Source organism: Chitinophaga nivalis (genome assembly GCF_025989125.1).
In the GTDB taxonomy this organism is placed as follows: domain Bacteria; phylum Bacteroidota; class Bacteroidia; order Chitinophagales; family Chitinophagaceae; genus Chitinophaga; species Chitinophaga nivalis.
Genome location: NZ_JAPDNR010000001.1, coordinates 7917317 through 7942071 on the forward strand (window position 1 = coordinate 7917317; position 24755 = coordinate 7942071).

The window sequence follows — 24755 nt, forward strand, 5'->3', positions numbered from 1 at the left end:
TGCTGACACTATTGTTGGCTGGGAGCTTGAACACAATGACTAGCGCTATCCCGCAGGCACAAGATCCACCAACAACTATTGTCGTCAGTATTCAGGTAAAGAATAAAGGCCTGGAAGAGGTAATGACAGAAATATCCACTAAAACAGGACTCAACTTTCATTACGACAAAACTGATCTTAACCTGAAAAAAAAGGTCACTTTAAATTGTACCCAAACACCTATTGATGAAGTTCTCGCGTTATTATCAGCACAAACCGGATTAAAGTTTACCCGCATTAATAATAAAATCATTGTAGGAACAGCTAACGACACCGGTTCATCACACACAGTAGACCTGGTTAATCACGTTTCACTCGAAAGAGAAATTACAGGCACCGTACGCGATAGTAAAGGCACGCCACTCCCGGGGGTTACAATTCAGATCAAGAGCACTAATAAAGGCACACAATCTAACGCCGAAGCAGGTTTTACCATTAAAGCCGGCCCCGGTGATATTCTCGTTTTCAGCTCTGTCGGTTTTGTGACCAAAGAAATCAATATAGGCACCGGCAACGAAATGCACGTACGTATGCTGGAGAATATCAAAGGACTCAGTGAGCTGGTGGTTACCGCCCTGGGCATCCAGAAAAAAGCCAGAGAACTCCCCTATTCCGCCCAGCAACTGGATGGTGATGAGCTATCTGCTGTAAAAGACGCCAATGTCATCAATTCACTGAGCGGCAGATCAGCCGGCGTTACCATTGTCCGCAATGCTTCCGGTATCGGCGGCTCCGCAAGGGTGGTGCTCCGCGGTAATAAATCTACCCGGGAAAATCAGCCCCTGTATATTGTAGACGGGATTCCCTACGCCAACTATACCCCTGCCCAGCCGGTAGACGTGTGGGGACAATCCAACAACACCATTGGCGCTGGTGGCCGCGATGGCGGAGATGGTATTTCCAACATTAACCCCGACGATATTGAAAGCATCAGCATTATGAAAGGTGCTTCTGCCGCCGCTTTATACGGCAGCCAGGCGGCCAACGGCGTGATTCTCATTACGACTAAAAGAGGCCGGCCCGGTAAAAATAAGATTGATGTCGCCTCCGACTTCACCCTGGAAACACCCGCATTGCTTCCACCACTGCAATACCGCTACGCCCAGAAAGAGCCACCCGGCCCGAATATTATCGGTAAGCCGCAGCCAGGATCTATCGGCAGCTGGGGCGCCCCCATTCAGGTACCTGATCATGTCCGTCATTTCTATAACACCGGTTATACACTCACCAATACCGTTTCCTTCAGCGGCGGTACCGAAACCGCACAAAGCTATTTTTCCTACGCCAATACCACCAATAAAGGCATTTTACCGACCAATAAATTCAACCGGCATACCGCCAATTTCCGGGAAACATTAAAGTTGCTGAATGAAAAACTGGTAATGGATGCCAACGTCTCCTTCCTGGCACAGAATACAGAGAACCGCCTCTCTTCCGGCTTATACTACAGCCCTATTTCCGGCTTGTATACCCTGCCCCGCGGACAGGACTTTGCTTATTACAGCAACAACTTCGAATATTACGACAACAGCCGCCAGCTATACCTGCAGAACTGGTGGAACATCCGGCATGATAAAGAATGGATAGGGCAGGATGATCAGCAAAATCCGGTATGGGCCCTGAAACGCAACCGGCGGCTCGACTTACGGTACCGGGGTACCGCTACCCTGGCGCTGAGTTATCAGCTCAACAACTGGTTGTCGGTGAAAGGGCGCGGCAGCTTCGATAAATCACTGGACCAGTACGAACTGGAAGCCTACGCAGGTACCCAGGTGGTACTGGCCCCCACCAATGGCCGCTATACCCTGGAAAAAGAACTCAATACCCAGCTATACGCCGACCTGATGGTGAATGCTACCGGCAAAGTGACCAACCAAATACACCTCGCCGGCAACATCGGCGCCAGCATTTCAGATATAAGGGCACATGAACGCACCTACAACGGCGCCAATCCCAATGCAGATCCGGGACTGTTCTATGCCAATAAATTTTCTGTTTCCAATATCCTGAGCAGTGCCATGGATGCACAGCACAGTGTGGAGAAAAAACAGTTACAAGCCCTCTTCGCCAATGCACAGGTGGGTTTCCGGAACTACCTGTTCCTGGACCTTACGGCACGAAACGACTGGTCCAGTACTTTTGCCTTTACTCCCACAAAGCCTATGGGATATTTATATTATTCTGCCGGCCTCTCTGCTATCTGGAGCGATATGTTTAAAATGCCGGAGCCGATAGACTTCCTCCGTTCCCGGCTCTCCTACGCCAGAGTAGGTAATGATATTGCCAGCTATTCTTCCAACCCCGCTCCTTTTACCTTACTCACCGTAGCCGGTGTATCACGGGTGGTGCTGAACCAGCGTACTCCCTATCCCGGCGTGTACCTGGAACCGGAAGACAACCGGGCATTTGAAGTGGGACTGGAAGCCAGGTTTCTCAAAAACCGTATATCCGCCGACGTTACTTTCTATAAAAACAACAACTATAAACAATACATGGAAGTACCGGCGCCTCCCGGTACCAAATACCTGACCTATTATCTGAATATGGGTAATATTCAGAACATGGGCTGGGAAGCCACACTCACCTTAACGCCTATACGTAGTAAACAAATAACCTGGACCAGCACGATCAACTTTGCCACCAACTGCAATAAGGTGATTACCCTCAGCAATACCAGCATCCCGGGAGCTGATACGACCAATATGTTTGTGCTCACCGATTTCGGGGTGAACATGTTCGGCTCCTTTATCAAAGAAGGCGGTTCCTGGGGAGATATTTATGCCAACAAAGAACTCGCTACCAATGAGCAAGGGCAGTATCTTATTGACGAACGCGGCTACCTGAAAACCAACAAGACCTTTAAGAAAATAGGCAATCCCAGTCCGGACTTTACCCTGGGCTGGAACAACAGCGTAGAATTCCGGAATCTTACCCTCAGCTTTCTGATAGATGGCCGTTTCGGCGGTAAAGTGATGAGCATCACCCAGGCCATTCTGGATGGTTACGGCGTAAGTGAAGCTACCGCCAAAGCCCGCGACAACGGAGGCGTAGCGCTGAATGCGGTTTACACCAACGGCGCCCCCTTTACGGGTAAAATAAATGCAGAAACCTATTATACTACGATCGGCAGCAGGGCAGGTATCGGAGAAATGTATATGTATGATGCTACAAATATCCGGTTACGGGAACTGGCTGTCAGCTATCGTTTTCCTGTGAAAGGGAAATGGATACGCAGCATTCGTGCCGGCATCATTGGCAGGAACCTTTGTTTTTTTGCGCTGCACGCACCTTTCGATCCGGAAGTTTCTATGGGAACAGGCAATGGCTTACAAGGCGTGGACGTATTCGGGCTACCACCCACCCGCAGTATGGGGGTTAATTTTAAAGTCGGATTTTAATATACTTACCAATGCAAAACCGGACTAACATATTTCTGTTGATAATCGTCACCCTATTTTCAGGTTACGGCTGTACCAAAAATTTTGATAGTATCAATAAAAATCCTTTCGATTTTGATGAAGATGAACTGGTAGCAGATCACCGGCTGATGGGTGAACCCCTTTCGCAGGCACAGTTAAACCTGCTGATTTATAACGATCCACCTACTGCACAATTACAGCAGAATCTCAATGCAGATGTATTCTCCGGGTATATGATGCCTCCTACTCCCTTTGAAGGCAACATCAATAATACCAACTATGGTTTGCTCTACTTCTGGAACAATAAACCCTGGCTCATCGCTTATGCGTATGTGATGAAATCCTGCGATTTTGCACAGGAAAAAGCCCGGGGTAAGTATCCTGATTTCTATGCATGGGCACAGATCCTTAAAGTAGAAGCCATGCACAGGGTCAGTGATATTTACGGCCCTATCATCTACTCTCATTATGGTGTTATCAATCCCGATAAAAGTGTGGACTATGACTCGCAGCAGGAAGCTTATTATCATTTCTTTACGGACCTGGATTCTGCGATTAATGTGTTAACCAGGTATATTGATAGTAATGCGCAGCAACGGTTCAGTGCCTTCGATCTGGTATACAACGGCGACTATAGCCGTTGGGTAAAATTTGCCAACACCCTGCGCTTACGGCTGGCTATCCGTATATACAATGTAGATCCGGAGAAAGCCCGTAAAGAAGGAGAAGCGGCCCTGCGGCATCCGCTGGGACTGTTGCAGGACCCACAGGATTTATTTGCGGTCAATATTTCACCGGTTACGCACCCACTGAATATTATGTGCTACACCTGGGCTGATCTGCGCATGAGCGCTCCCATGGAATCGATCTTAACCGGTTACAAAGATCCACGGCTGCCGCATTATTTTGTGCCTACTGATGCCGGTACCAATACCTATCATGGTATCCGCAATGGTATCAATATTTCCGCCAAGGAAGAGTATTCCGGATTTTCGCAGCTGGTAAGATTTGAGAACAGGATTTTATTTATGACGGTAGCAGAGGCCTGGTTTCTAAAAGCAGAAGCCGCCCTGCATAACTGGAAAAATGCCGGCAATGCCGCCAATAATTATGTGCAGGGAATCCAGGCATCCTTCCGGCAGTATAATATTCCCAATGTCAACGACTATATTAACAACAGCACCAACAAACCCAATCCCTATGTAGATCCGCGCAATCCGGAAAACAATATCCCTCCCGGCAGCCCTTATTTAAGCAAGATTACCATCCGGTGGGATGAACAGGCTACCGAGGCAGAGAAGCTGGAGCGTATCATTACGCAAAAATGGATTGCTATGTTTCCGGAAGGACAGGAAGCCTGGAGTGAATTCCGACGTACCGGTTATCCTAAATTATTTCCGGTAGTGATCAACAACAGTGGTAATACCATCGCTACAGAAAAATTTATCCGCCGCCTGCCTATTCCGCAGCTCGAAATCACCACCAATCCCAAAGCAGTTTACCGGGCAAGACTTACCCTGGGAGGTGAGGATACCGGTGGTACTCCCCTTTGGTGGGATACCCGTCCATGACTGCAACCCCAGCGCATGCAGGCTTTTCCGGGAATACATATGCAAGATTTATCTGCCTGTATCTTCCTGAAAATCTGTATTCTCAAGGACTTCCTATTTTTTTTTAATTTCCAATGGTACTATTTTAATTAACGCACGACATCCTTCCTGTAGCAAGAATAAAAGTCTGGTTATCTGTAAAAAAAGCAACGTTATAAAAACTACATTTCATGTAACAGGATACAGGAAGTATTGCCGGGAGTACAGCCAACACGCGTACTTTAAGATATAGGCTGCACGCCGTCTGAAATAAGGTAAATACCGTCCACACTCATTTATGTATGTATGATAGTAAAGCATGGGTCACACCATACTAATGGGGATGTTTTGCTTTTCAACACGCCATCAAAGTTCTATTACCAATGCACGCTACTAATACCAATGGTCATTTTATCCGATTTATACAAAACCATTATTAACCAAAAAAAAGGCAAGTATGAAAAAACACCCAGGCCTTACGAAAGTGTGTGCTATGGCAGGTCTTGCACTCACTTCCATATTAGCAGACCATGCATATGTGAAGGCTGCCGGCTATTCTAATTCATCCACGACTTCCTTCCGCAGTATCTTACAGGAAAAAGAAATCAGCGGAACAGTACGTGACAACAAAGGTAACCCCTTGCCAGGTGTTACTGTACAGGTAAAAGGGGGATCCCGTGGTACCCAGACCAATGCCAACGGCCAATATCATATTACTGCCAAAGCAGGGGATGTACTTATTTTTACCTCTGTGGGTTTTGGCTCACAGGAACAAACAGTTGGTAACAGCGCTACACTCAATGCCAGACTGGAAGACAATGTAAAAGGCCTGAATGAGCTGGTAGTAACCGCCCTCGGTATCCAGCGTAAAGCCAAAGACCTCACTTATTCCACACAACAGGTAAAAGGGGAAGACCTGACTACCGTTAAAGAAAGTAACGTGCTGAACAGCCTGTCCGGTAAAGTATCCGGCTTACAGGTAAACCGCAGTGCTTCCGGTGTAGGTGGTTCTGCCCGTGTTATTTTACGCGGACAAAAATCTATCCGGGAAAATCAGCCACTGTACGTGATTGATGGTGTACCCATTGCCAACTTCACCAGTGCGCAACCTTCCGACCTTTGGGGTCAGGCATCCGGCGCTTCTTCCGGTGGCCGTGACGGGGGTGATATCTTAAGTACCATCAACCCGGATGATATTGAGAGCATCAACGTATTAAAAGGTGCTTCTGCTTCTGCGCTTTATGGTAGCCAGGCTGCCAACGGGGTAATTATGATTTCCACTAAAAAAGGAAAAGTGGGTCAGGCGAAAATCGTTTATTCTTCCAACTTTACGATTGACAGACCTGCTTACCGCCCGGAGCTGCAATATGACTATAAACAAAGCGGCCCTGACGAGAAATATAGCTGGGGTCCAAAAGGTAGTAGCCCTGATCATGTGAAAAACTTTTTTCAGACCGGTACTACCTGGATTAATTCCGTGAATGTTTCAGGAGGCACAGAAAAAGCACAGACCTATTTCTCCTATTCCAATACCACGAACAAAGGCATTATCCCTACTTCCAAGTTCGGACAGCATACTGTTAATTTCAGAGAAACTGCAAAATTCCTGAACGATAAACTGAGTCTGGATGCGAATGTGCAGATGACTACCCAGAAAGCATACAACCGGCCTACTTCCGGATTATACTACAATGCGCTGACCGGTTTATACTTATTCCCCAGAGGATTGGATTTCGAAGGATATAAAAATAACTATGAGTACTTCTCTCCTTCCCGCAACATGTACCTGCAGGACTGGTGGAATATCAATGCGGAGAAGAATCTGGCAGGAAACGACATTCAACAGAATCCTTATTGGATCCTGAACAGAAATATAACAGATAACCGTAAGGATAACATCATCGCTTCCCTCGCTGTTCGTTACACCCTGAATGACTGGTTAAGCATCCAGGCACGTGGTAACGTCAACAAATCATGGGATAAATATGAACTGAAAGCCAATGCAGGTACGCAAACTACCATCGCAGACAAAAACGGACGTTACACTTACGACTTCCTGAGCAGCACCCAATATTATGGTGATGTATTACTGGTAGGTAACAAAAAACTGTCTGACAAAATTGGTTTCAACTTTACGGCCGGTACCAGCATCACAGATCTACGTCAGGACCGTACTTTCATGGACTCCAAAGATGCTGATTTAGCTTTTGCCAACGTATTCCATATTGGTAATATCAACCTGAATACCGCATCCAAGGTAACGCCTACCGGTCAGAGAAGACAGCTACAGTCTGTATTCGGTACCGTAGGTTTCAACCTCAGCGAAAAAGTATTCCTGGATCTGACCGCACGTAACGACTGGTCTTCCACCCTGGCATTTACCCCTAATTTGAAAAAAGGTTACCTCTACTACTCTGCCGGGCTAAATGCCATCCTCAGCGACATTGTGCAACTGCCTAAATTTGTAGATTATGCCAAAGTACGCGGTTCCTTCGCGAGAGTGGGTAACGACGTAGCACAATTTTCTACCCTGCCGGTAAACCGGATCACCGCAGGTTTATTAACTTCCAATACTTCCGGCGCTTATCTGGGTCAAACCCTGAAACCGGAAATGACTACCTCTATTGAATTTGGTACCGAGTGGAGATTGCTGGATAACCGCCTGAACTTTGACATTACCTGGTATAATTCTCATACAAAAGACCAGTACTTCGACTTTGCGATTTCTTCCGGATACCTGTATCCGAATGCATTCATCAATGCCGGTAACGTACAAAACACCGGTATCGAAGCTTCCCTTGGCTATCAGGTAATCAAACAGAAAGATCTCACCTGGCAGACTAACTTCAACTTCACCCGTAACCGCAATAAAATCATTGAACTGGCGCCACAGCTGAAAGGTGATTACGTGATTACGCCAAGAGGCAACAACGTAAACAACTATGCCCTGATGCTGCATGAGGGTAGTTCTTTCGGTGATATCTATGGTCGTGAATTCCAGCGTGCAGACGATGGTTCCATTATTGTAGACGATAAAGGCAACCCACAAAGCAAACCTGGTAAACTGTCTTACCTCGGTAACCCGACTCCTAAATTCCTGCTGGGATGGTCTAACACTGTGACCTGGAAACAACTGAGTCTGAGCGTGCTGATAGATGGTCGTTTCGGTGGTAAAGTGATGAGCATCACCCAGGCAATGCTGGATGAATTCGGTGTGTCTAAGGCTAGTGCTGATGCCCGTGAGAATGGCGGTGTAGACATTCCTGCTACCAAAATCGGTGGTGGTAAATTTACCGGTAAAATACCTGCTCAAACATTCTATGGCGGCGTAGGTGGTCGTGCCGGTATCACTGAATACTATATGTATGATGCTACCAACATCCGTTTAAGAGAACTCGCCCTGACTTATGCAGTTCCATTACGTACCAATGTTATCAAAGATCTGAAAGTAGGTTTTGTTGGCCGCAATCTGTTCTTCTTCACCAAAAAAGCGCCTTATGATCCAGAATTGAGTATGAGTACCGACAACGGCGTACAAGGTGTGGATGTATTCGGATTACCGGCTACCCGCAGTTTTGGCTTGAATGTGAAATGTGCATTTTAACCTGATTCAGAACATCAAAAAAAAGAACTATGAACTATAAAGCATTCAAAAAAGCAGGACTGGTACTCGCTGTGGCAGCGCTGAGTTTGGGTAGCTGTACCAAAAATTTCGAAGAGCTTAATAAAGATCCATACGGTTCCACCGATCAAGACCTCGAAGGTGATTTCGCCATCGTAGCAGCCCAGCTGCAACAGGCGCAACGCAGTATATACCTATTTACTCCAGTACCGGACTTTCAGGTACAACAAAACCTGTTTGGCGATATTTTCAGTGGTTATATGATGACGCCCGCCAACTTTGCAGGAAATAAAAACAACACCACCTATTTTATCATTGATGGCTGGAACGGTACCCCGTGGAACGTTGCCTATGCCAACGTGATGAACCCTTCCTATAAAGCCGGCGTTTTCTCCAAAGGAAAATTCGATGATACCTATGCCATGTCTAAACTCCTGCGTGTGGAAGCGTTCCACCGTTTGAGCGATTTATATGGTCCGATCATCTACACCAAATACAACCAGCCCAACAGCGAGGGAGGAATTGATTTCGACAGCCAGAAAGATGCTTACTATGCATTTTTTGCGGACCTGAAAGAAGCCATCGATATCCTGACGCCGCTTAAAGATAAAAGCAGCAGCATTATCTTTACCAAGGCCGACCTGGTATATGGCGGAAAATACGATCGCTGGCTGAAATTTGCCAATACCCTGAGACTTCGCCTGGCATTACGTATTGTTAACATCGATCCGGCAAAAGCAAAAGCAGAAGGAGAAGCAGCCCTGGCCAACGCTGGTGGATTACTGTCTACTGTAGATGACAATTTCCTCGTAAGCATTGGTAGTACTACCCACCCACTGAATACGATCAGTGATTCCTGGAAGGATATCCGCATGGGTGCTCCTGTTGAATCTATCCTGGGTGGCTATGCAGATCCTCGTCTGCCGAAATATTTCAAACCGGCCATCGATCCGAATCCAGCAGTATTTGGTACCTACAAAGGTATTCGCAACGGTATCAATATAGATGACAAAGGACGCTACCAGGGTTATTCAGAACTGGCCTTTTTCGAGAGCAAAATACAGCTGATGACCACTGCAGAAGCCTGGTTCCTGAAATCTGAAGCAGCCATCCGTAACTGGGCAGGCGCCGGAAGTGCACAGGCTAACTACGAAGCTGGTATCCAGGCATCGTTCGAACAGCATAAACTGCCGAATGCCGCCGCTTACTATAATAACAGCACCCTGAAACCTAAACCTTACATCGATCCAAAAGCAATTACTGCCGGAGAGAACGACATCAAGGAAGGTTCTCCTTACCTCAGCACCATCACCATCAAATGGGAAGATGCGGCTGTCTTTGAAACAAAACTGGAACGTATCCTCACCCAGAAATGGATTGCCAATTATCCGGAAGGTCAGGAAGCCTGGAGCGAATTCCGTCGCACCGGTTATCCTAAACTGTTCCCGGTAGTGGTAAACGCCAGTGGCGGTACCGTAGATACTAAAAAATTCATCCGGAGATCCATATTTCCAAGCAATGAATATGCTACCAACGCGGCAGCTGTGCAGAAAGCCATCAGTACCCTGAGCGTGCCGAAAGATGTAGCAGGTACCCCGCTGTGGTGGGATACCAAATGATTACCAACGTCTTATTTTGAATCGCGTGCATAAAAAAGGCCGGTCCTATTCAGGGCCGGCATTTTTAAACACCATTCAAACGATATATCTTTTTTTGCTTTGCATTCAATTTAGGTCACATTTAACATGTTTAAGGCCGCTTGTACTCTTGCAAACGGCCGTTTTTTTGAAGCATCGCAAATACGTTTTTCATATCTTCACTTAGGACTAATTTTTACTATTTAAAAAAGCCTTCCCGTTCCCGGAAAGGCTTTATTTTTTTTATCATCCGGCGTAACGCCTATTGAAAATACCTGTGGAAAAACAACAGCTGATAATGTATTGCATTGCTCCAGTAAGCCCAATTATGTTCGCCCGGCCTTTCTATATAATCATGCGGAATACCCAGTTGTAACAACTTCTGGTGCAGATTGCGGTTAACATCAATAAAAAAATCCTTTACCCCACAGTCAATGATCAAAGGGAGGCTACCGGGTTTTATTTTATCTACCAGGTTGATCACCGTATAATCATTCCAGTTAGTGCCTTTGTTTCCTGCCGGCCCCAGTCTTTTGGCGATATCCCAGTTTTTTGGGAAAGGCCGGATATCTACCCCACCACTTATACTCCCTGCTGCCCCAAAAATTTCGGGATGCCGGATAGCCAGGTATAAAGCACCATGGCCGCCCATACTCAATCCGGTAATAGCCCGGTAACGGGGTGTTGCCAGCGTGGGGTAACGGTGATCGATATACGCCGGTACTTCTTTCGCGATGTAGGTTTCATAACGAAAGGCGCTGTCTACCGGACTGTCTACATACCAGCTGCCGACCGCACCATCCGGGCATACAATGATACATCCAAAGGATTCCGCCAGCTCCTGCAGGGCGGGTACCTTATTTATCCAGTTGGCATAATTACCGCCGTGCCCATGCAACAGATATACAACAGGAAACCGCTGCGTTCCTTTACCGGCAGCATCCGGTGTGATCACCACACATTTGTAGCTGGTGTGCATCGCATTGCTGTAGATCGCCACCGTGTCCGTCACCGTTGCCCGGGTTGTTTGCCACAGCGAAATAAAGAGGAAAAACGTGATGTATTTTTTCATAGTCTCTATCCTGAAAGAATTAAAAATTACATTTTAGGTAATAAAAATTACGCATCTCCGGGGAGATGCGTAATTTTTATTACTGATTTCTTTTCTTCATCGGATTATCGCCTGAACTGGCACCTCGTGGCGCCGTATTGGCTTTGAACAGCTCAAACCTGGAGGGGGCAGCCTCCCGGGGCCAGCTGTTGTTATTTTCATCGATATCTGCGGTTTCACGCAGCGGGTCCAGCTTTACGGTGGCTACCGTTTTATCTTTAGCAAACACCTTCGTTACCTGGTTTTCGTTTTTACGCCAGATATAGGCCGAAATCCGGTCTGTTTCCTTCGTGCCGTCGGTAAACGTCCACTCAATGATCAGCGGCATTACCAGGCCTCCTTTATTGCTAAAGGTGACTTCGTAAAAATTCTTTTTGCTGTCGTACATCCGTTTTTCTTCTGCAGACAAACCGTTGTAGAACTGCTCGTAGGCAGCTTTATCTTCGGACCGTACTTCAAAGCGGTTCCATTTGCTGTAGAAATCCTGCAAGCTGGTATCCTGGAGTACCGGATAGGTGATACCAGCCGCCTTGTTCCGCTGACGGGCAATGTGGTCTTTACCTTTTTCGTACGCCTCTCTGGCAGCACTGGCTGTGGTTTCCGGGTTTTTACCATCCATCCGGTACCATTTCACACTATCCAGTGCGATATCCACAGGCTCCGTACCAAAGAACCATCCGCGCCAGAACCAATCCAGGTCTACTGCAGAAGCATCTTCCATGGTGCGGAAAAAGTCGGCAGGCGTAGGGTGTTTGAAAGCCCAGCGACGGGCATATTCCCGGAAAGCAAAATCAAACAATTCGCGTCCCATCACCGTTTCCCGCAGTATATTCAGTGCCGTAGCCGGTTTGGCATAGGCATTCGGACCAAATTCAATAATATTTTCGGAGTTGGTCATCACTGGTTCCAGCTGGTCTTTCGGCATTTTCATGTAATCCACAATCTTATGTGCCGGTCCCCGCTGTGAGGGGAACTCCGGATCCCACTCTGTTTCTGCCATAAACTGGCAGAAGGTATTCAGGCCTTCATCCATCCAGGACCACTGCCGCTCGTCGGAGTTAACGATCATCGGGAAGAAGTTATGCCCTACCTCATGAATGACTACCCCGATCATCCCATTCTTTGTTGCTTCTGAATAGGTGCCGTCTTTGTCTGCCCGGCCGTAGTTGAAACAAATCATCGGATATTCCATCCCGTTGGCGGCTTCCACGGAAATGGCTACCGGGTACGGATAAGGAATGGTATGTTTGGAATAAGACTTCAAGGTATGTGCCACCACTTTGGTGGAATAGCGGCGATATAGCGGATAGGCTTCCGGTCCATAGTAAGACATAGCCATTACCTGGTTACCTTCCACGGGTGTTGCCATGGCATCCCATACCAGCCTGCGGGAAGATACAAGGGCAAAGTCGCGCACATGCTGTGCTTCGTATACCCATGTTTTACGGGCAGCTACTTTTTGCTGTATGGCTTTTTTCGCCTCCTCCAGTGTTACCACTTCCACAGGTTCTTTACTTTGTTTCGCCTGCTGCCAGCGTTGGTACTGTGCCGGTGTAAGCACTTCGCGGTAGTTCTGACATTCGCCGGTAGCTCCTACGATATGATCGGCAGGCACGTTCATGCGTACACGATAATTACCGAAGGCGAGGGCAAATTCTCCTCTGCCGGTGAACTGTTTGTTCTGCCAGCCCTGGAAGTCGGAATACACGGCCAGGCGCGGATACCACTGGGTGATGGTATACAGGTAGTTTTTATCTTCCGGAAAATATTCGAATCCACCACGACCGCCGATGCTCATGCGATCGGAGAGGTTATACCACCACTCCACTTTCAGCTGTACTTTTTCACCTGGCATCAGGGTGTTGGGCAGGTCTATACGCATCATCGTCTGGTTGATGGTATAGGACAGGGCCTTTCCGGCTGCATCGGTTACTTTGGTAATTTTCGTGCCCCAGTCGCCGGCAGGCGGCAGTATTTTATTGAGCTGCGAAAGGGTCATTTTATCCGACATCCGGCTGCCATCAAAGGAGCGGTTATCGCTTTTCGGATCATGCTCATTTTCATCGAGCTGTAGCCACAGATAGGTCAGCGGGTCCGGCGAGTTGTTGAAATAAGTAATGGTTTCAGCGCCGGTGAGCCGTTGCTTGTCGTCATCAAGTGTGGCCGTGATATCATAATCGGCGCGTTGCTGCCAGTATTTCGGACCGGGAGCACCGGAAGCGGAACGGTACATGTTGGGTGACTGCAACATCGTACCCAGTTGTTCAAAACGATTGCCGTGGTTGGACCCCGGATTTTGCTGTGCAGACAACGCTATTGTGCCGCAACAAAGCATACCGAGCAGGTAAAAACTTTTTCTCATAATCAGTATTGAAAAAACGATAACAGCTCACAGCCGGTATGATACGGAAACCCCCTTCCCTGTTTCCACTCCCGCGTGCGATAACTGCAAATTAATTGATCAGTGCTGCTCTTATTCCCTGCAGCACCATTAAAAACGCGATGCCAAAGGTAGCGGATGACAGGAACATATTCCAGTCGCGCCGTTTTACCCCCGCCATATTTACGGCTACTGCCGACAGTAACAGTACCGTCAACACAATCAGGATCTGGCCAAATTCCAGTCCTATATTAAATCCTAATAATGGTTGAACAATGTTTGCCTGGCTCCCCAACAGGCTTTTCAGGTAATTGGAGAACCCGAGTCCGTGGATCAGTCCAAAAAACAAGGCATAAAAATAATTCAGCTGCAAATGACGTGGTGCTTCTTCTTTCCGGACAATATTGGAAAAGGCCGTGATACAGATGGTAACCGGTATCAGAAATTCTATCAGCGCGCCGGGTATACGAATAATATGTAGTACACTCAATGCCAGCGTAATAGAATGTCCGATTGTAAATGCGGTGACCAGTACCAATACTTTTTTCCAGTCCCGTAATACATAGATAGCGCTCAGTGCTATCACAAAAAGAATATGATCATACGCGTCCCAGTTAAGAATATGTTGCCATCCCAGCTGAAAATACAATTCATCCATTGCCCTGCTTTTGTCTAAATTTGGTAATTATAAACACTAAAAGTTAATTATCTAAATAAATTTAGTCAAGTGGGTTTATTATTATGTAAATGGTGGATGGCCATGTGGTTGACGATGATGCATCCTTTCTATGCCAGTGTAACAGAAATTACACACAATGCCGCCAAAAAGGAACTGGAAGTCAGCTGCCGTATTTTCGCAGATGACCTGGAGAACGCGCTGAAAGCCCAGTATGACACACACTTCGACATTATCCGACCAGCCAACCGTAAACAGGTAGAAGCTTATATCGCTGCCTACCTGTCACAGCATCTCACGGTTAACCTGGATGGCAGGAATATTGTACTAAGATTTATCGGTTATAAGATTGAAGAAGATGCAGTGTGGAGTTTTCTTGAAGCCACGGATGTGCCGGCGCCTAAACAAGTACAGGTAAAAAATGATGTACTGTACAACCGACACCCGTCTCAGACGAATATGATTCATGTGATTGTAGGTGGGGAAAGGAAAAGTATAAAGCTTGACAATCCAAATGCAACAGCAGTCCTAAGGTTTTAGGAAGAATTTATTCTTTTTTATTATCTACCGTAATTTCCATAAATTTGGTTGCGTTTGCGTTACTATATTAGCTGAAAAATGGAATAGTCTGATCAAGGAAAGTTTAATAAAAAAGTAATCCTCAAATAATAAAAAAAATGTCAACTACTACCAATTTGCTCTTAGCTATTATAGCGGGAGGAGCGTTTCTTTCTCCTCTTTTCCTGATGCTCCGCAGAGTTATAAAAAACTCTTCCAGTAACCTGAAAGACCGCCATAAAATAGAAATAAAGAGTAAATCTGGTCAAACTATAATTTTAGATCTTAATAAACAGAATGGTACTAAAAAAATCCTACACACGGCCGACGTACTACTAGGAGATTAACCTAACCTAATCGAATCCGTCCTTTGATAAAACCTATTAGCCCCCCATCATCCCATAAAAAAAAGACCCCTAATAATTCGAATATCGCAGGTGTGGGTGGTGGAACATTGTTAGTATTACTTGCGAAAAATTTACCAGATAGCTATGCCGTAAAATCCTGGTTGGTTATTGCCGCTCCATCTATCACCATAGCATTTGCATTCATATGGCGTTACATAGAGTGGAAATTTGAAAACTATTCAAAAAACAAACAAATCAGGAAAGCCACCATTGCTTTGATTAAAGAGATAGATATCTTACTGCAGGACCCCACAGTTCCGGAACACGAAAAAGAGAAATTAATAGATAAGAAACAACAGATTAAACTGGCCAAAGTAGAAGATCTTTCCAAACAACTGGAATCTATCCGGTCTACCAAATAAACAAGGCTATTTACCCCATGGATAAACAGCCCTGCTATCTCTTATACTGGTATTAAATATTACGATTTATAACAGATGGTTAAATATTAACTTCTGTTATCGATAAACTTAACCGGTTTCCTGCTGTTTTCAGGAAACAGCATCCGCATTATTTCCTGCTGGCCGCAATACCGCACCTGCGGTATCACCCGCAACTTGGCCTGCAGATAGGATTTTATTTTACGGTCTACCTCCTCTGATTCCTCGCGCGGCCATAGATGCAGCAACACTTCATCGGTACCCAGCTCATTGGAAAATACTTCCACCACAAATTCCTTCACATCTTCCATATCATTCAGCAAATCAAAAAATGCCGGCGGATACAAGGTAGTGCCCTTATATTTGATCATCTGCTTTTTACGGCCTATCACCGGCGATAAACGCAGGGTATGCCGGCCACAACTACATTGATCCTGTTCATACTGACAAATATCCCCTGTTTTATAACGCAGCAGCGGCATGCCTTCCACTCCCAGCGTGGTAATGGTAACTTCCCCTGCCTGCCCTGGTTCTACCGGCTGATTGTTTTCATCCAGCAGTTCCACATACAACAATTCCGGATGATGATGTCCGCCCTTGCCGGCTTTGCATTCCGTAAAAGCCGTCTGCATTTCGGTGGAGGCATAGGTGGAATACAGCTGTATATTCCACTGCTCTGTGATTTTCTTTCCCAGTACATTCAGCGAAAAATCCGTGTTCCGGATATTCTCCCCGATACATACCGCCTTCTTCACAGAAGTGGCATTAATATCGATCTGATGTTCCTTTGCATAGGCAATCAACTTTACAATGAAAGAGGGTACGCCCACAATCGTGGTGGGCTGTATACGCCGGATATTTTCCCATTGCATACTAGGTACACCCGGTCCCACGCGCAGTACGCCGGCACCCAGCTTACGGATACCATTGTAATACGCCATACCGGCCATAAACTGCCGGTCAAGTGTCAGCATCAGCTGATAAATATCGCTGTCGGATCCGTCTGCGCAGCAAAATGAAATGTATTCATTGTAGGTTAAACGCTGCAGGTCTTTTTCCGTGAGGGCAATGATAACAGGTTTTCCCAGCGTACCGGAAGTAGTCGTGTATTCTGCAATCTTGCTTTTATCCACGCATAAAAAGTCCCAGTTGTATGCCTGCAGGTCTTCTTTGGTTACCGGTGGAATAAGGGAAAAATCATCCAGTGATTGCACATTATCAGGCTGTATGTTATGCTGCCGGAACCATGACCGGTAAAACGGCGAAAATTCCCGCAGATACCCCAACAACCGCATGACTTCTTTTTCCTGAAAATTCCTGATCGCTACCGCTGATTGCAGCTCTATATCCGGTATATACATAGTTTGAATCGTTAACACATTCCGCCAGGCGACGTAACGGGTTTACCGTTACCGGCTTTCCGGCGCAACGGATAGTTCATGATGATAACTGATTGTTTCCTTCGAGGATGACCATGGCTACTGCCGCATTTTTTTCATGCGACAATGATACCCATATTTTAGTGATGCCTGCCGGTGCATATCTTTCCGTGGCAGTACCGATTAAAAACAAGTCCGGTTTTCCGGCCGTATTGTTCCTTATTTCGATCTCATTGAAGTTTACGCCTCCATTCCCCCAACCGGTGCCTAAAGCCTTTAAAAAAGCCTCTTTTGCCGCAAAACGGGCGGCATAACTTTCAGCCGGGATCGTTTGCGCGTCACAATAGGCAATTTCCAGCGGCGTAAACACCAGGTCCCGGAACCCGGTACCTTTACTGAGTTTGGCCGCTATCCGCGCCACATCGGTAATATCTGTTCCTATACCCAGGATCATCCTCGCTGCTTTTAATGCGTTTTTTGCAAATGCTGCTGACACAGTTCCAACTGCTTACGAATATGATGCTCCTCCCCTTTGGTGGCAATTACCCTGGTGAGCGCCGTTTCATAATATTGCTTCGCTTCCGCAAAACGGGTGCGTTTAAATGCCGCATCCCCTGCCAGCACATAGGCATGGTAGTATTGCGGATTGGCGGCTACCAATGCTTTGGTATCTATATCCTCCCCATTGGCCAGCCGCTCTTTCAGCTGCCGGTAATGGATAAAGTTTTTATAATCTTCCGACAGCAGGAAAGTATCTGCCGGCAGTGTCAGGGAGCTGTCGTACACTTCGTGATTGGCAGTCAGCCCTTTCATGCTGAAAATCTTATTCAGGTCATAGGCAACAAACTGCCCCAGTTGCCACGGCGCCGCAGATACCCACACCAGCTTTTTCTTCGGCTCAAATATGATGGCATGATGCGCAATAAACTGATTAATCGCTTTTTCATTGCCCATACCGATATCGGCATTATGTAACCCGCGGCGATCGCGCAGGATGTCTGCTGTTTTCTGTACGGTATTCGGTCCTTTTTCCTGCAGCAGCTCTGTCAGGCGTTCGTACCGGTAGGCCGAAGCACTTTCGTTGATCTGCAGCTTATTGGAGGCCAGCTGGCCCAGGGTATCGCCCTGGAAATGGTTGGTACAGGTAATGAAGTCCTGCTTCGGACTGTACATATCCATGCCGGAAGGCGTTTTTTCAATCACCACAGCTTTATTATCGATAGCAGATCCTACCAGGAAAGATTCCGATACAAACATTTTACGTCTGGCAGCAATCGCACGGGCTTCCTGTATATTCTGTGCATATTGCAGGATTTCGCGGGCGACCAGCGATACCGGCGTAGCCGCACCGGAAGGAACATCCGTCTTGGCTGCATTGATGGTGACCGTCAGTCCTTTATCATTCATACCGGATACCACGCCCGTAAAACCACCCCAGGTCACAAACATGAAGTTGTGTCCTTTATCGGGGTGATAGAAAACCACCATCTTATCTTCCGCAAATTTATCGCCCATATAAAAGTCGAAATTGCGACCGATGATCAGGTTACTGTCTGCCGACTTTGCATCCCAGGTAGCGAAAGAAGTACAACCCACCAGCATCATGCCCTGCAACGCATGCCCGATATCATGGGCTGCGTGGTAGTTCATCAGCCGTTCGTAATTGGAACCGATATAATCGTATTGATCAGAGGCGGAAAAAGATTCCCCATAAATTTCTTCTTTGAATTCTTCCGGCACATGCGCACTCAGGTCGCGGTTAAACCATCCGATGAAGTATTTCAGGAAGTGAAGGTAAAAGGTAGAAGGGATCATTTTTTTGATCTGGTCCACAAAATTATCTTCCTGGCGACGGATCAGTTCTCCGGATAATTTGCCGTTGATGACGCCTCTTTCAAAAGGGGCGCCTTCTACATACATTTCATACAGGCCGCTGTTACTTTTGCGGAACCAGTTGTTGCCCAATGTATAGGCGCCGCTGTCCAGCGTTTGCCGTTGCAGCGTCAGCGCCTGCCGGTTGGCGATCTCCGGTGGTGTAATATGACTCACCGATACCAGGTAGATGGCCAGTGCAATGAAGAGCAGCAAAATACCGCCCAACAGATATAATAATATGCGTCCCAGCTTTCTCCAGCCGCTTCGTTTCTTCTTTTCCACTTTTATTGATGTGTTGACTGATTAATCGCGTCTACCAGGAAACCGGTGCCCAGCAATTCCGCTGAGGTGATCACCCCACTGATAGTTACCCCTAAAATTCCATGCAAGTTCAGGTTTTGACCGGTAAGATACAAATTGGATAGTTTGGTACGGGCGGAAACCATGGTCCGTAACGGATCATTGCTGTCTTTCTGGATACCATACATACTGCCATCGCCCGAACCGATATAATCGCGGTAAGACAGCGGCGTGGCGACGTAAGTAGATTGAATACAATGCCGGAATCCCGGAAACTTTTTCTCCACGCAGGCAATCAGCCGTTCGGTTCTGTCTTTTTTAAAGGCTTCATAACCGGCGCCGCGGCTATCCGGCTGTAACACGGTATTGAAAGTATCCTGCCACGGCGCCATTTCCTCATAACGCATGTAGGTCATGATAGAAAGGCTGTCTGCATAGGTTTCATGCCTGGAGCTGGCAGACACATACATCGCATAGGTTTGCGGCCACGCCTCCACCTGGTAGTCAATCCCTGCCCACGCGTCTTCCGAAGCATGGTAATAATAATTATAATTCAGGTAGCGGAAAGTGCCTGGTTTCAATACCACATTCAGGACAAAGGCACCCACAGAATTTTCCAGCTGCGCAATACGGCTGCGATAGGCATTTCTGATGACCGTGCTTTCTGTCATCTCCAGGGTTTGTGCGGGATGCAGGTTGGAAATGAAATGTTGCGCACGTACTTCCGTACCATCCTGGAGTACGATGTGATCTACCCGGTCGCCGTTTGTCCGGATAGCGGTTACGGCTGTATTACGGATGATAGCGCCTCCGTTTTCCGTGATCCGGCGGCATAGCCACTTGCTGATCTGAGAGCCGCCATCCACACATTTCCAGGAGCTTTGTATATAACTGTTTAACACCAACGCATGTACGTAAAACGGTGTTTTCTCGGCCACACCGGCATACAACAGATTATTGCCCGCCAACACCTGTTGCAGGCGTTCGTTCCGGGTTACATTCCGCAAAAAATCTACGGCATTGATCTGCAGCACACTGCGTTTTTCTTCATAATCGCCTTCCCGGAGATTATACAACGGGAATTTGCTGCATACCTCCCGGATCATGTCGCAGTAGTCCTGCAACGCTTTTTTTTCATCCGGGAACTGTGTCAGCAGCGTACGGATAAAATTATCTTCTCCCTGGGCCATCCGGTATACCGTATCGTCTGCACCAAAACTGATATGGTCGAAGCCATCCATATCCATCCGTTTCAGTTTCAGCTGATCGAGAATACCCAGGTATTTAAATACTTTATGCAGATTTTCTCCTGCTCCCAATCCACCGATATAGTGTACACCGGAGTCGAAAATGACTTTTTCCCGGGAGAAGGTTTGCAGGCATCCGCCGGCCTGTCTGTTTTTTTCGTATATGCCTACCCGGTATCCATTACGGCTCAGTATGGCCCCGCATACAAGGCCTCCTAAACCGCTACCTATTATGACTACATCATAGTTGTGCATATTTTTTTGGGGGTGGTTTTTTAATCACAAATATTACATTCGAGGTGTATCGCGTATTATCTATTTCGGTTGCTTCCGCACCATACTTTTGTACCAGCTCCCGCATACGGGAAGCTGAAAAGAATGACAGGGTATGGTTGCGCGTTTTATTAAATCCAATAATCCGGGTCGACAGCAATTCCGTGAACCGGGTACCTTCATGTCGTTTTGTTTTGTCACTGTCGCCATCGCGGACGATAATCACCCCGTTGTCTGTCAGCCTTTCTATACACAGTTTCAACAGTTCTTCCTGTTCGGTAGCTGTGAGGTAATGTAATACATCACTCAGGATAAAAGCGTCTTTTTTCTCGAAAGGCATCTGCGCAATATCGCCATGAATAAAGTGCAACTGCCCCGGTTTTCCATAACAGTGATTGGCGGTGGCTATCTTTTCCTCATCATAATCAATGCCCGTAATCCGGCGGCCTGCCGCCGCGAAGCTGAGCATATAATCCATAAATCCGTAGCCGCAACCGATATCCAGTATATTCCCTTCTTTCGGCAACAGTTCATGGAACAGCTGGTAATTACCTTCCAGCTTTGTTTTGATACGCATGTACCACTCCAGCACCGGGCCTTTATAAATAAAGTTGTATTTGAGCTGTTCCCGGAAATAGGCCGGTACTTCTACGGCTGCCCGCAAGGTTTCATATTCCTGTTTAAAATGCCGGCTGATCATTTTGGTACGCATGCTGTAGTTATCGCCCCAGCTGTCGTCGTCCGGCGTAATACGCGGCAGATATTTAACTGTTACTGTACCATCTTTCAACAGAAAATCGCCTTTGGTCATCGTATAGGCGGTACCGTGAATAACCATGGGTAAAATATCCAGGTTGAGCTGTTCTGCTATATAAAAAGCGCCTTTGTGGAAACGTTTAATCACGGGGTCCGGCGAACGGGTTCCTTCCGGATATACCACAATGGAATATCCCTGCGCTACCCGGTCACGCAGTTTTTCGATAGCGCCTTCGGCGCCGTCAGCTACCGGATAATAATCCGCCAGCCGCACCACTGCCCCGAATACCGGCGAACGCCATACCCATTGATTCGTCAGCAGAATCACTTTCGGGTGTAACATGGTAGATACCAGGATATCCAGGAATGACTGGTGATTGCTGATGATCACCGCCGGCGTGGCCAATTGCTCATTCTCCGGATTGATGATCCGTTTTTTCACATTACGCATAATGTACAATACACTATGGGTATAGGCCGATAAAATACGATGGTATAATACCTTCCCTTTCTCTTTACTAAACGGATTCCAGCGGATCAGTACCCAGCCAATGAAGGTGAGTATAAAAGCGCCGATCGTAAAATAGAGGAAAGAAAATACAGACAGTGACAAACCTTTAGCCGTCCATGGCGCAAACCCTTTCCGCACCCGGTTGGTGATCAGCCAGTGAAACAGGAAAGGAATCATGACCTGCGATATGAGCACCACCGTACCAATACCAATAATGGAAATCAGGGCAATGGACTGCAGGGAAGGGTGTTTGGCAAAGATCAATACCCCCAGCCCCAACACAGTGGTAATCGCCGACAGGAAAATAGAAGACTTAAACGAGGACAATGTTTTTTTGCCGGTTTTATATTCCTGTAATAAACCATCCATCATAAATATGCTGTAATCATCTCCCAAACCGAAAATAAAAGTAGAGAGGATGATGTTCACAATATTGAATTTAATGCCGAAAAGGCCCATGATACCCAATATCCAGATCCAGCTCACAGCCATGGGGATAAAGGTAATCAACGCCAGCTCAATACGGCCATAGGACAACAGCAGGGCAAAAAACACCAGCAAAGACGTCATCCAGGCAATGCTGTTAAACTCCTCTTTGATCACTTCCACCAGGCGATTGGCGGCATATTGTTTATCCAGCACAGTGGTATGTGGCAGCGATTCCAGTGCAGCATACACCGCCTGTTTCTGTGCCGGATCTACTTTCAGCAACGTAACCAGGGAAGTGCGGCCCTGCTTCCGGATAATGAAGTCGCCCAGGTTACTTTTACCCATCTCCTCCATCTCTTCCGGCGACAATACGGCATAGTTATGCTGCAGTAGTGCTTCAAAGCCATTAAAAGCCGTAGCACTGAATCCACTGGCAGGTCCGTAGGTACGTAATGCCTGCAGGAGCTGTTGTTTTTTCTCCGGTGTCCAGTATTGCTCCCAGCGTTGGATACGTAGCTGTTGTTCTTTGGCAGATAACAGTAACGCCTGTACGCCGGCATATTTTTTCACGATGCCTTTCTCTTGTAGTTTGCCCAGTGCCGGCAGTAACCGCTCTCCGTTTTCCAGGGCTTCTTCCAGGCTGTTGCCTTCCGTTACCACGTATACCGATTGGGCCGTATAGGAATTGATGCTGTTTAGCCGTGCCTCTGCTGCTTTTAAACCAGGCGTCATGTAGTTCATGCGCATCATATCGCTTTCAAAGGATACGTCGCGGGCGGTAAAAAAGAAGACAATGGTGAGCAGAAAAATGCCTCCTACCAGGTATTTATTTCTTTCCGGTTTCAGCCCGGCTATTTTGTCCAGCCAGCTGTCATGTGCTATCGCGGGCTGTTGTTGCCTGCGGCTAACAATCCAGTGGGGCAGGAAAATCAGGGAGAACAACGCCGCTCCTACCAGGCTCAGTGCTGCAAACAGCCCTACATCGCGCAGCATCGGCGATTGTACAAACTGCAGGCACAGGAATCCGCCAACGGTAGTAAAGCTACCCAGCGTCATGGGGGTGGCCAGGTCATGAATCACTTCCCGGATATCCTGCGAATGCCGGTAGTGGTTAAATACATGCAGGGAATAGTTCACCGCAATACCCAGCACCACGGCGCCTGCGCCCAGTGCCATCACGGAAATATGTCCCTTAATAACGTATATACATGCCAGTGAGAACAGTCCACCGAATATTACCGGCAGCATAATCAACACCGGCGCCCGCTTTTTCCGGAAGAAAAAGGCAATCAGTACCACCAGCAATACCACGGTAATGCCCTGGGTGAGCAGGGTATCCCGTTGCAGCTGGGTAGCATTGCCTACCGACACGGCAGCACCGCCGAAATAGCTGGCGGCAACACCGGGAAAACGTTGGTCCAGGCTATCTTTTATATGATCCAGTCCCTGCAGGAAGCGGGCATTCATTTTGGTAGCACTGGCCGGATGTACCGGGGTAACGAACAACATCAGGTGACGATGATCTTTCGTCATGATATAGCTGTCGTACAACTCAAACTGGTCATCGTATTGCAGGTGCTGTAATTTCTTTACACCTATCCAGGAAATACCCACAGGATCGGCCTGTATCATCTTCTTTAATACCAGTCCGGCCGGAGAAATCAGGGTGTTATAATCGTATTGTAATGTTTGCTGTAATTGCTGCGGGGTTAATAAGGTATCGATTTTATGGTAATCTTTTTCTTCCAGGAAGATGGGCAGGTGATCCTGGATGCGTTGCATCCATTCCATGATCATGGCGTCGTCTGCCTGGCCTTGTATCTGTTTGATGTAGGGCGACAGTTGTTCCTGCGACTGTGTGATCAGTGCCGCCGCATAAGCCGTCAGGCTATCCGGGCGGGCTTCCTGCAGCGTATCCTTTTGAGAAACGGTGACGATGAGTTTATCCGCAAATTTTGAGTCCTGGAAAACCTGCTGGAGCTTATCCAGTTTTTTATCCTGCGGCAACACTTTGGTGATATCTTCTTCCAGCCTGATTTTGGCAGCAAAAAATCCCGCCAGCAGGAAACAGCCGATTGTACAAAGCCACAACCAGATCCGCTGCCGCTCAAAAAAATTATAGATGGCTACAAAAAGATGGCCCATATAAAACTGATTACAGCCGGCG

The 24755-nt window shown here is 47.1% G+C and carries 14 protein-coding genes; 6 read left to right on the forward strand and 8 right to left on the reverse strand.

The genetic code is table 11. The features are described from left to right. Positions 1-35: 35 nt before the first annotated feature. The 4 genes from OL444_RS28965 (at position 36) to OL444_RS28980 (ending at position 10288) form a co-directional block, all read left to right on the forward strand. Positions 36-3437 carry a SusC/RagA family TonB-linked outer membrane protein gene (locus OL444_RS28965; protein ID WP_264727523.1) on the forward strand — a complete coding sequence of 1134 codons (3402 nt, stop codon included), beginning with the start codon at positions 36-38 and terminating at the stop codon, positions 3435-3437. 11 nt (positions 3438-3448) lie between these two features. Beyond that, positions 3449-5029 (forward strand): SusD/RagB family nutrient-binding outer membrane lipoprotein, encoded by a 1581-nt coding sequence (locus OL444_RS28970; RefSeq protein ID WP_264727521.1) that lies wholly within the window; start codon positions 3449-3451, stop codon positions 5027-5029. A gap of 475 nt (positions 5030-5504) precedes the next feature. Further along, the gene (locus OL444_RS28975) at positions 5505-8651 is read left to right on the forward strand and encodes a SusC/RagA family TonB-linked outer membrane protein (protein ID WP_264727519.1); all 3147 of its coding nucleotides are present in this window, start codon (positions 5505-5507) and stop codon (positions 8649-8651) included. A 29-nt stretch (positions 8652-8680) separates the two neighbouring features. Further along, positions 8681-10288, forward strand: coding sequence for a SusD/RagB family nutrient-binding outer membrane lipoprotein (locus OL444_RS28980; protein ID WP_264727518.1), 1608 nt, complete (start codon positions 8681-8683; stop codon positions 10286-10288). A gap of 280 nt (positions 10289-10568) precedes the next feature. Here OL444_RS28980 and OL444_RS28985 read toward each other — a convergent pair whose 3' ends face one another. From OL444_RS28985 to OL444_RS28995, 3 genes are all read right to left on the reverse strand, one after another. Then, entirely contained in the window at positions 10569-11378 is an 810-nt protein-coding gene (locus OL444_RS28985) for an alpha/beta hydrolase (RefSeq protein ID WP_264727515.1), read from the reverse strand. Positions 11379-11457: 79 nt separating this feature from the next. Then, on the reverse strand, positions 11458-13779 hold the full coding sequence (locus tag OL444_RS28990; RefSeq protein ID WP_264727513.1) for a M1 family metallopeptidase: 2322 nt from the start codon (positions 13777-13779) through the stop codon (positions 11458-11460). 91 nt (positions 13780-13870) lie between these two features. Then, positions 13871-14455 (reverse strand): HupE/UreJ family protein, encoded by a 585-nt coding sequence (locus OL444_RS28995; protein WP_264727511.1) that lies wholly within the window; start codon positions 14453-14455, stop codon positions 13871-13873. A 69-nt stretch (positions 14456-14524) separates the two neighbouring features. On the opposite strand from OL444_RS28995, the gene OL444_RS29000 reads away from it, so the two are divergent. Further along, positions 14525-15013, forward strand: coding sequence for a DUF6702 family protein (locus OL444_RS29000; RefSeq protein ID WP_264727509.1), 489 nt, complete (start codon positions 14525-14527; stop codon positions 15011-15013). A gap of 457 nt (positions 15014-15470) precedes the next feature. Further along, positions 15471-15800, forward strand: a complete 330-nt coding sequence (locus OL444_RS29005) for a hypothetical protein (RefSeq protein WP_264727507.1) — start codon at positions 15471-15473, stop codon at positions 15798-15800. An 86-nt stretch (positions 15801-15886) separates the two neighbouring features. On the opposite strand, the gene flxY is transcribed toward OL444_RS29005, so the two are convergent. From flxY to OL444_RS29030, 5 genes are all read right to left on the reverse strand, one after another. Continuing rightward, on the reverse strand, positions 15887-17179 hold the full coding sequence (gene flxY, locus OL444_RS29010) for a flexirubin biosynthesis putative acyl-CoA ligase FlxY (RefSeq protein ID WP_264727505.1): 1293 nt from the start codon (positions 17177-17179) through the stop codon (positions 15887-15889). A gap of 76 nt (positions 17180-17255) precedes the next feature. Then, positions 17256-17651: a holo-ACP synthase gene (locus OL444_RS29015; RefSeq protein WP_264727503.1), complete on the reverse strand. Its 396-nt coding sequence runs from the start codon at positions 17649-17651 to the stop codon at positions 17256-17258. Between the two features lie 11 nt (positions 17652-17662). Continuing rightward, positions 17663-19354, reverse strand: a complete 1692-nt coding sequence (locus tag OL444_RS29020; RefSeq protein WP_264727502.1) for a C45 family autoproteolytic acyltransferase/hydrolase — start codon at positions 19352-19354, stop codon at positions 17663-17665. Between the two features lie 2 nt (positions 19355-19356). Continuing rightward, positions 19357-20874, reverse strand: coding sequence for a phytoene desaturase family protein (locus tag OL444_RS29025; protein WP_264727500.1), 1518 nt, complete (start codon positions 20872-20874; stop codon positions 19357-19359). Beyond that, positions 20861-24733, reverse strand: a complete 3873-nt coding sequence (locus OL444_RS29030; RefSeq protein WP_264727498.1) for a trifunctional MMPL family transporter/lysophospholipid acyltransferase/class I SAM-dependent methyltransferase — start codon at positions 24731-24733, stop codon at positions 20861-20863. Before OL444_RS29030 ends, OL444_RS29025 begins: the two co-directional genes overlap by 14 nt. Positions 24734-24755: the final 22 nt, after the last annotated feature.

Bases quoted from the DNA above. Each gene is read 5' to 3' on its own strand.
- OL444_RS28965 (WP_264727523.1), top strand. From the start codon at position 36: ATGACTAGCGCTATCCCGCAGGCACAAGATCCACCAACAACTATTGTC.
- OL444_RS28970 (WP_264727521.1), top strand. From the start codon at position 3,449: ATGCAAAACCGGACTAACATATTTCTGTTGATAATCGTCACCCTATTT.
- OL444_RS28975 (WP_264727519.1), top strand. From the start codon at position 5,505: ATGAAAAAACACCCAGGCCTTACGAAAGTGTGTGCTATGGCAGGTCTT.
- OL444_RS28980 (WP_264727518.1), top strand. From the start codon at position 8,681: ATGAACTATAAAGCATTCAAAAAAGCAGGACTGGTACTCGCTGTGGCA.
- OL444_RS28985 (WP_264727515.1), bottom strand. From the start codon at position 11,378: ATGAAAAAATACATCACGTTTTTCCTCTTTATTTCGCTGTGGCAAACA.
- OL444_RS28990 (WP_264727513.1), bottom strand. From the start codon at position 13,779: ATGAGAAAAAGTTTTTACCTGCTCGGTATGCTTTGTTGCGGCACAATA.
- OL444_RS28995 (WP_264727511.1), bottom strand. From the start codon at position 14,455: ATGGATGAATTGTATTTTCAGCTGGGATGGCAACATATTCTTAACTGG.
- flxY (WP_264727505.1), bottom strand. From the start codon at position 17,179: ATGTATATACCGGATATAGAGCTGCAATCAGCGGTAGCGATCAGGAAT.
- OL444_RS29015 (WP_264727503.1), bottom strand. From the start codon at position 17,651: ATGATCCTGGGTATAGGAACAGATATTACCGATGTGGCGCGGATAGCG.
- OL444_RS29025 (WP_264727500.1), bottom strand. From the start codon at position 20,874: ATGCACAACTATGATGTAGTCATAATAGGTAGCGGTTTAGGAGGCCTT.
- OL444_RS29030 (WP_264727498.1), bottom strand. From the start codon at position 24,733: ATGGGCCATCTTTTTGTAGCCATCTATAATTTTTTTGAGCGGCAGCGG.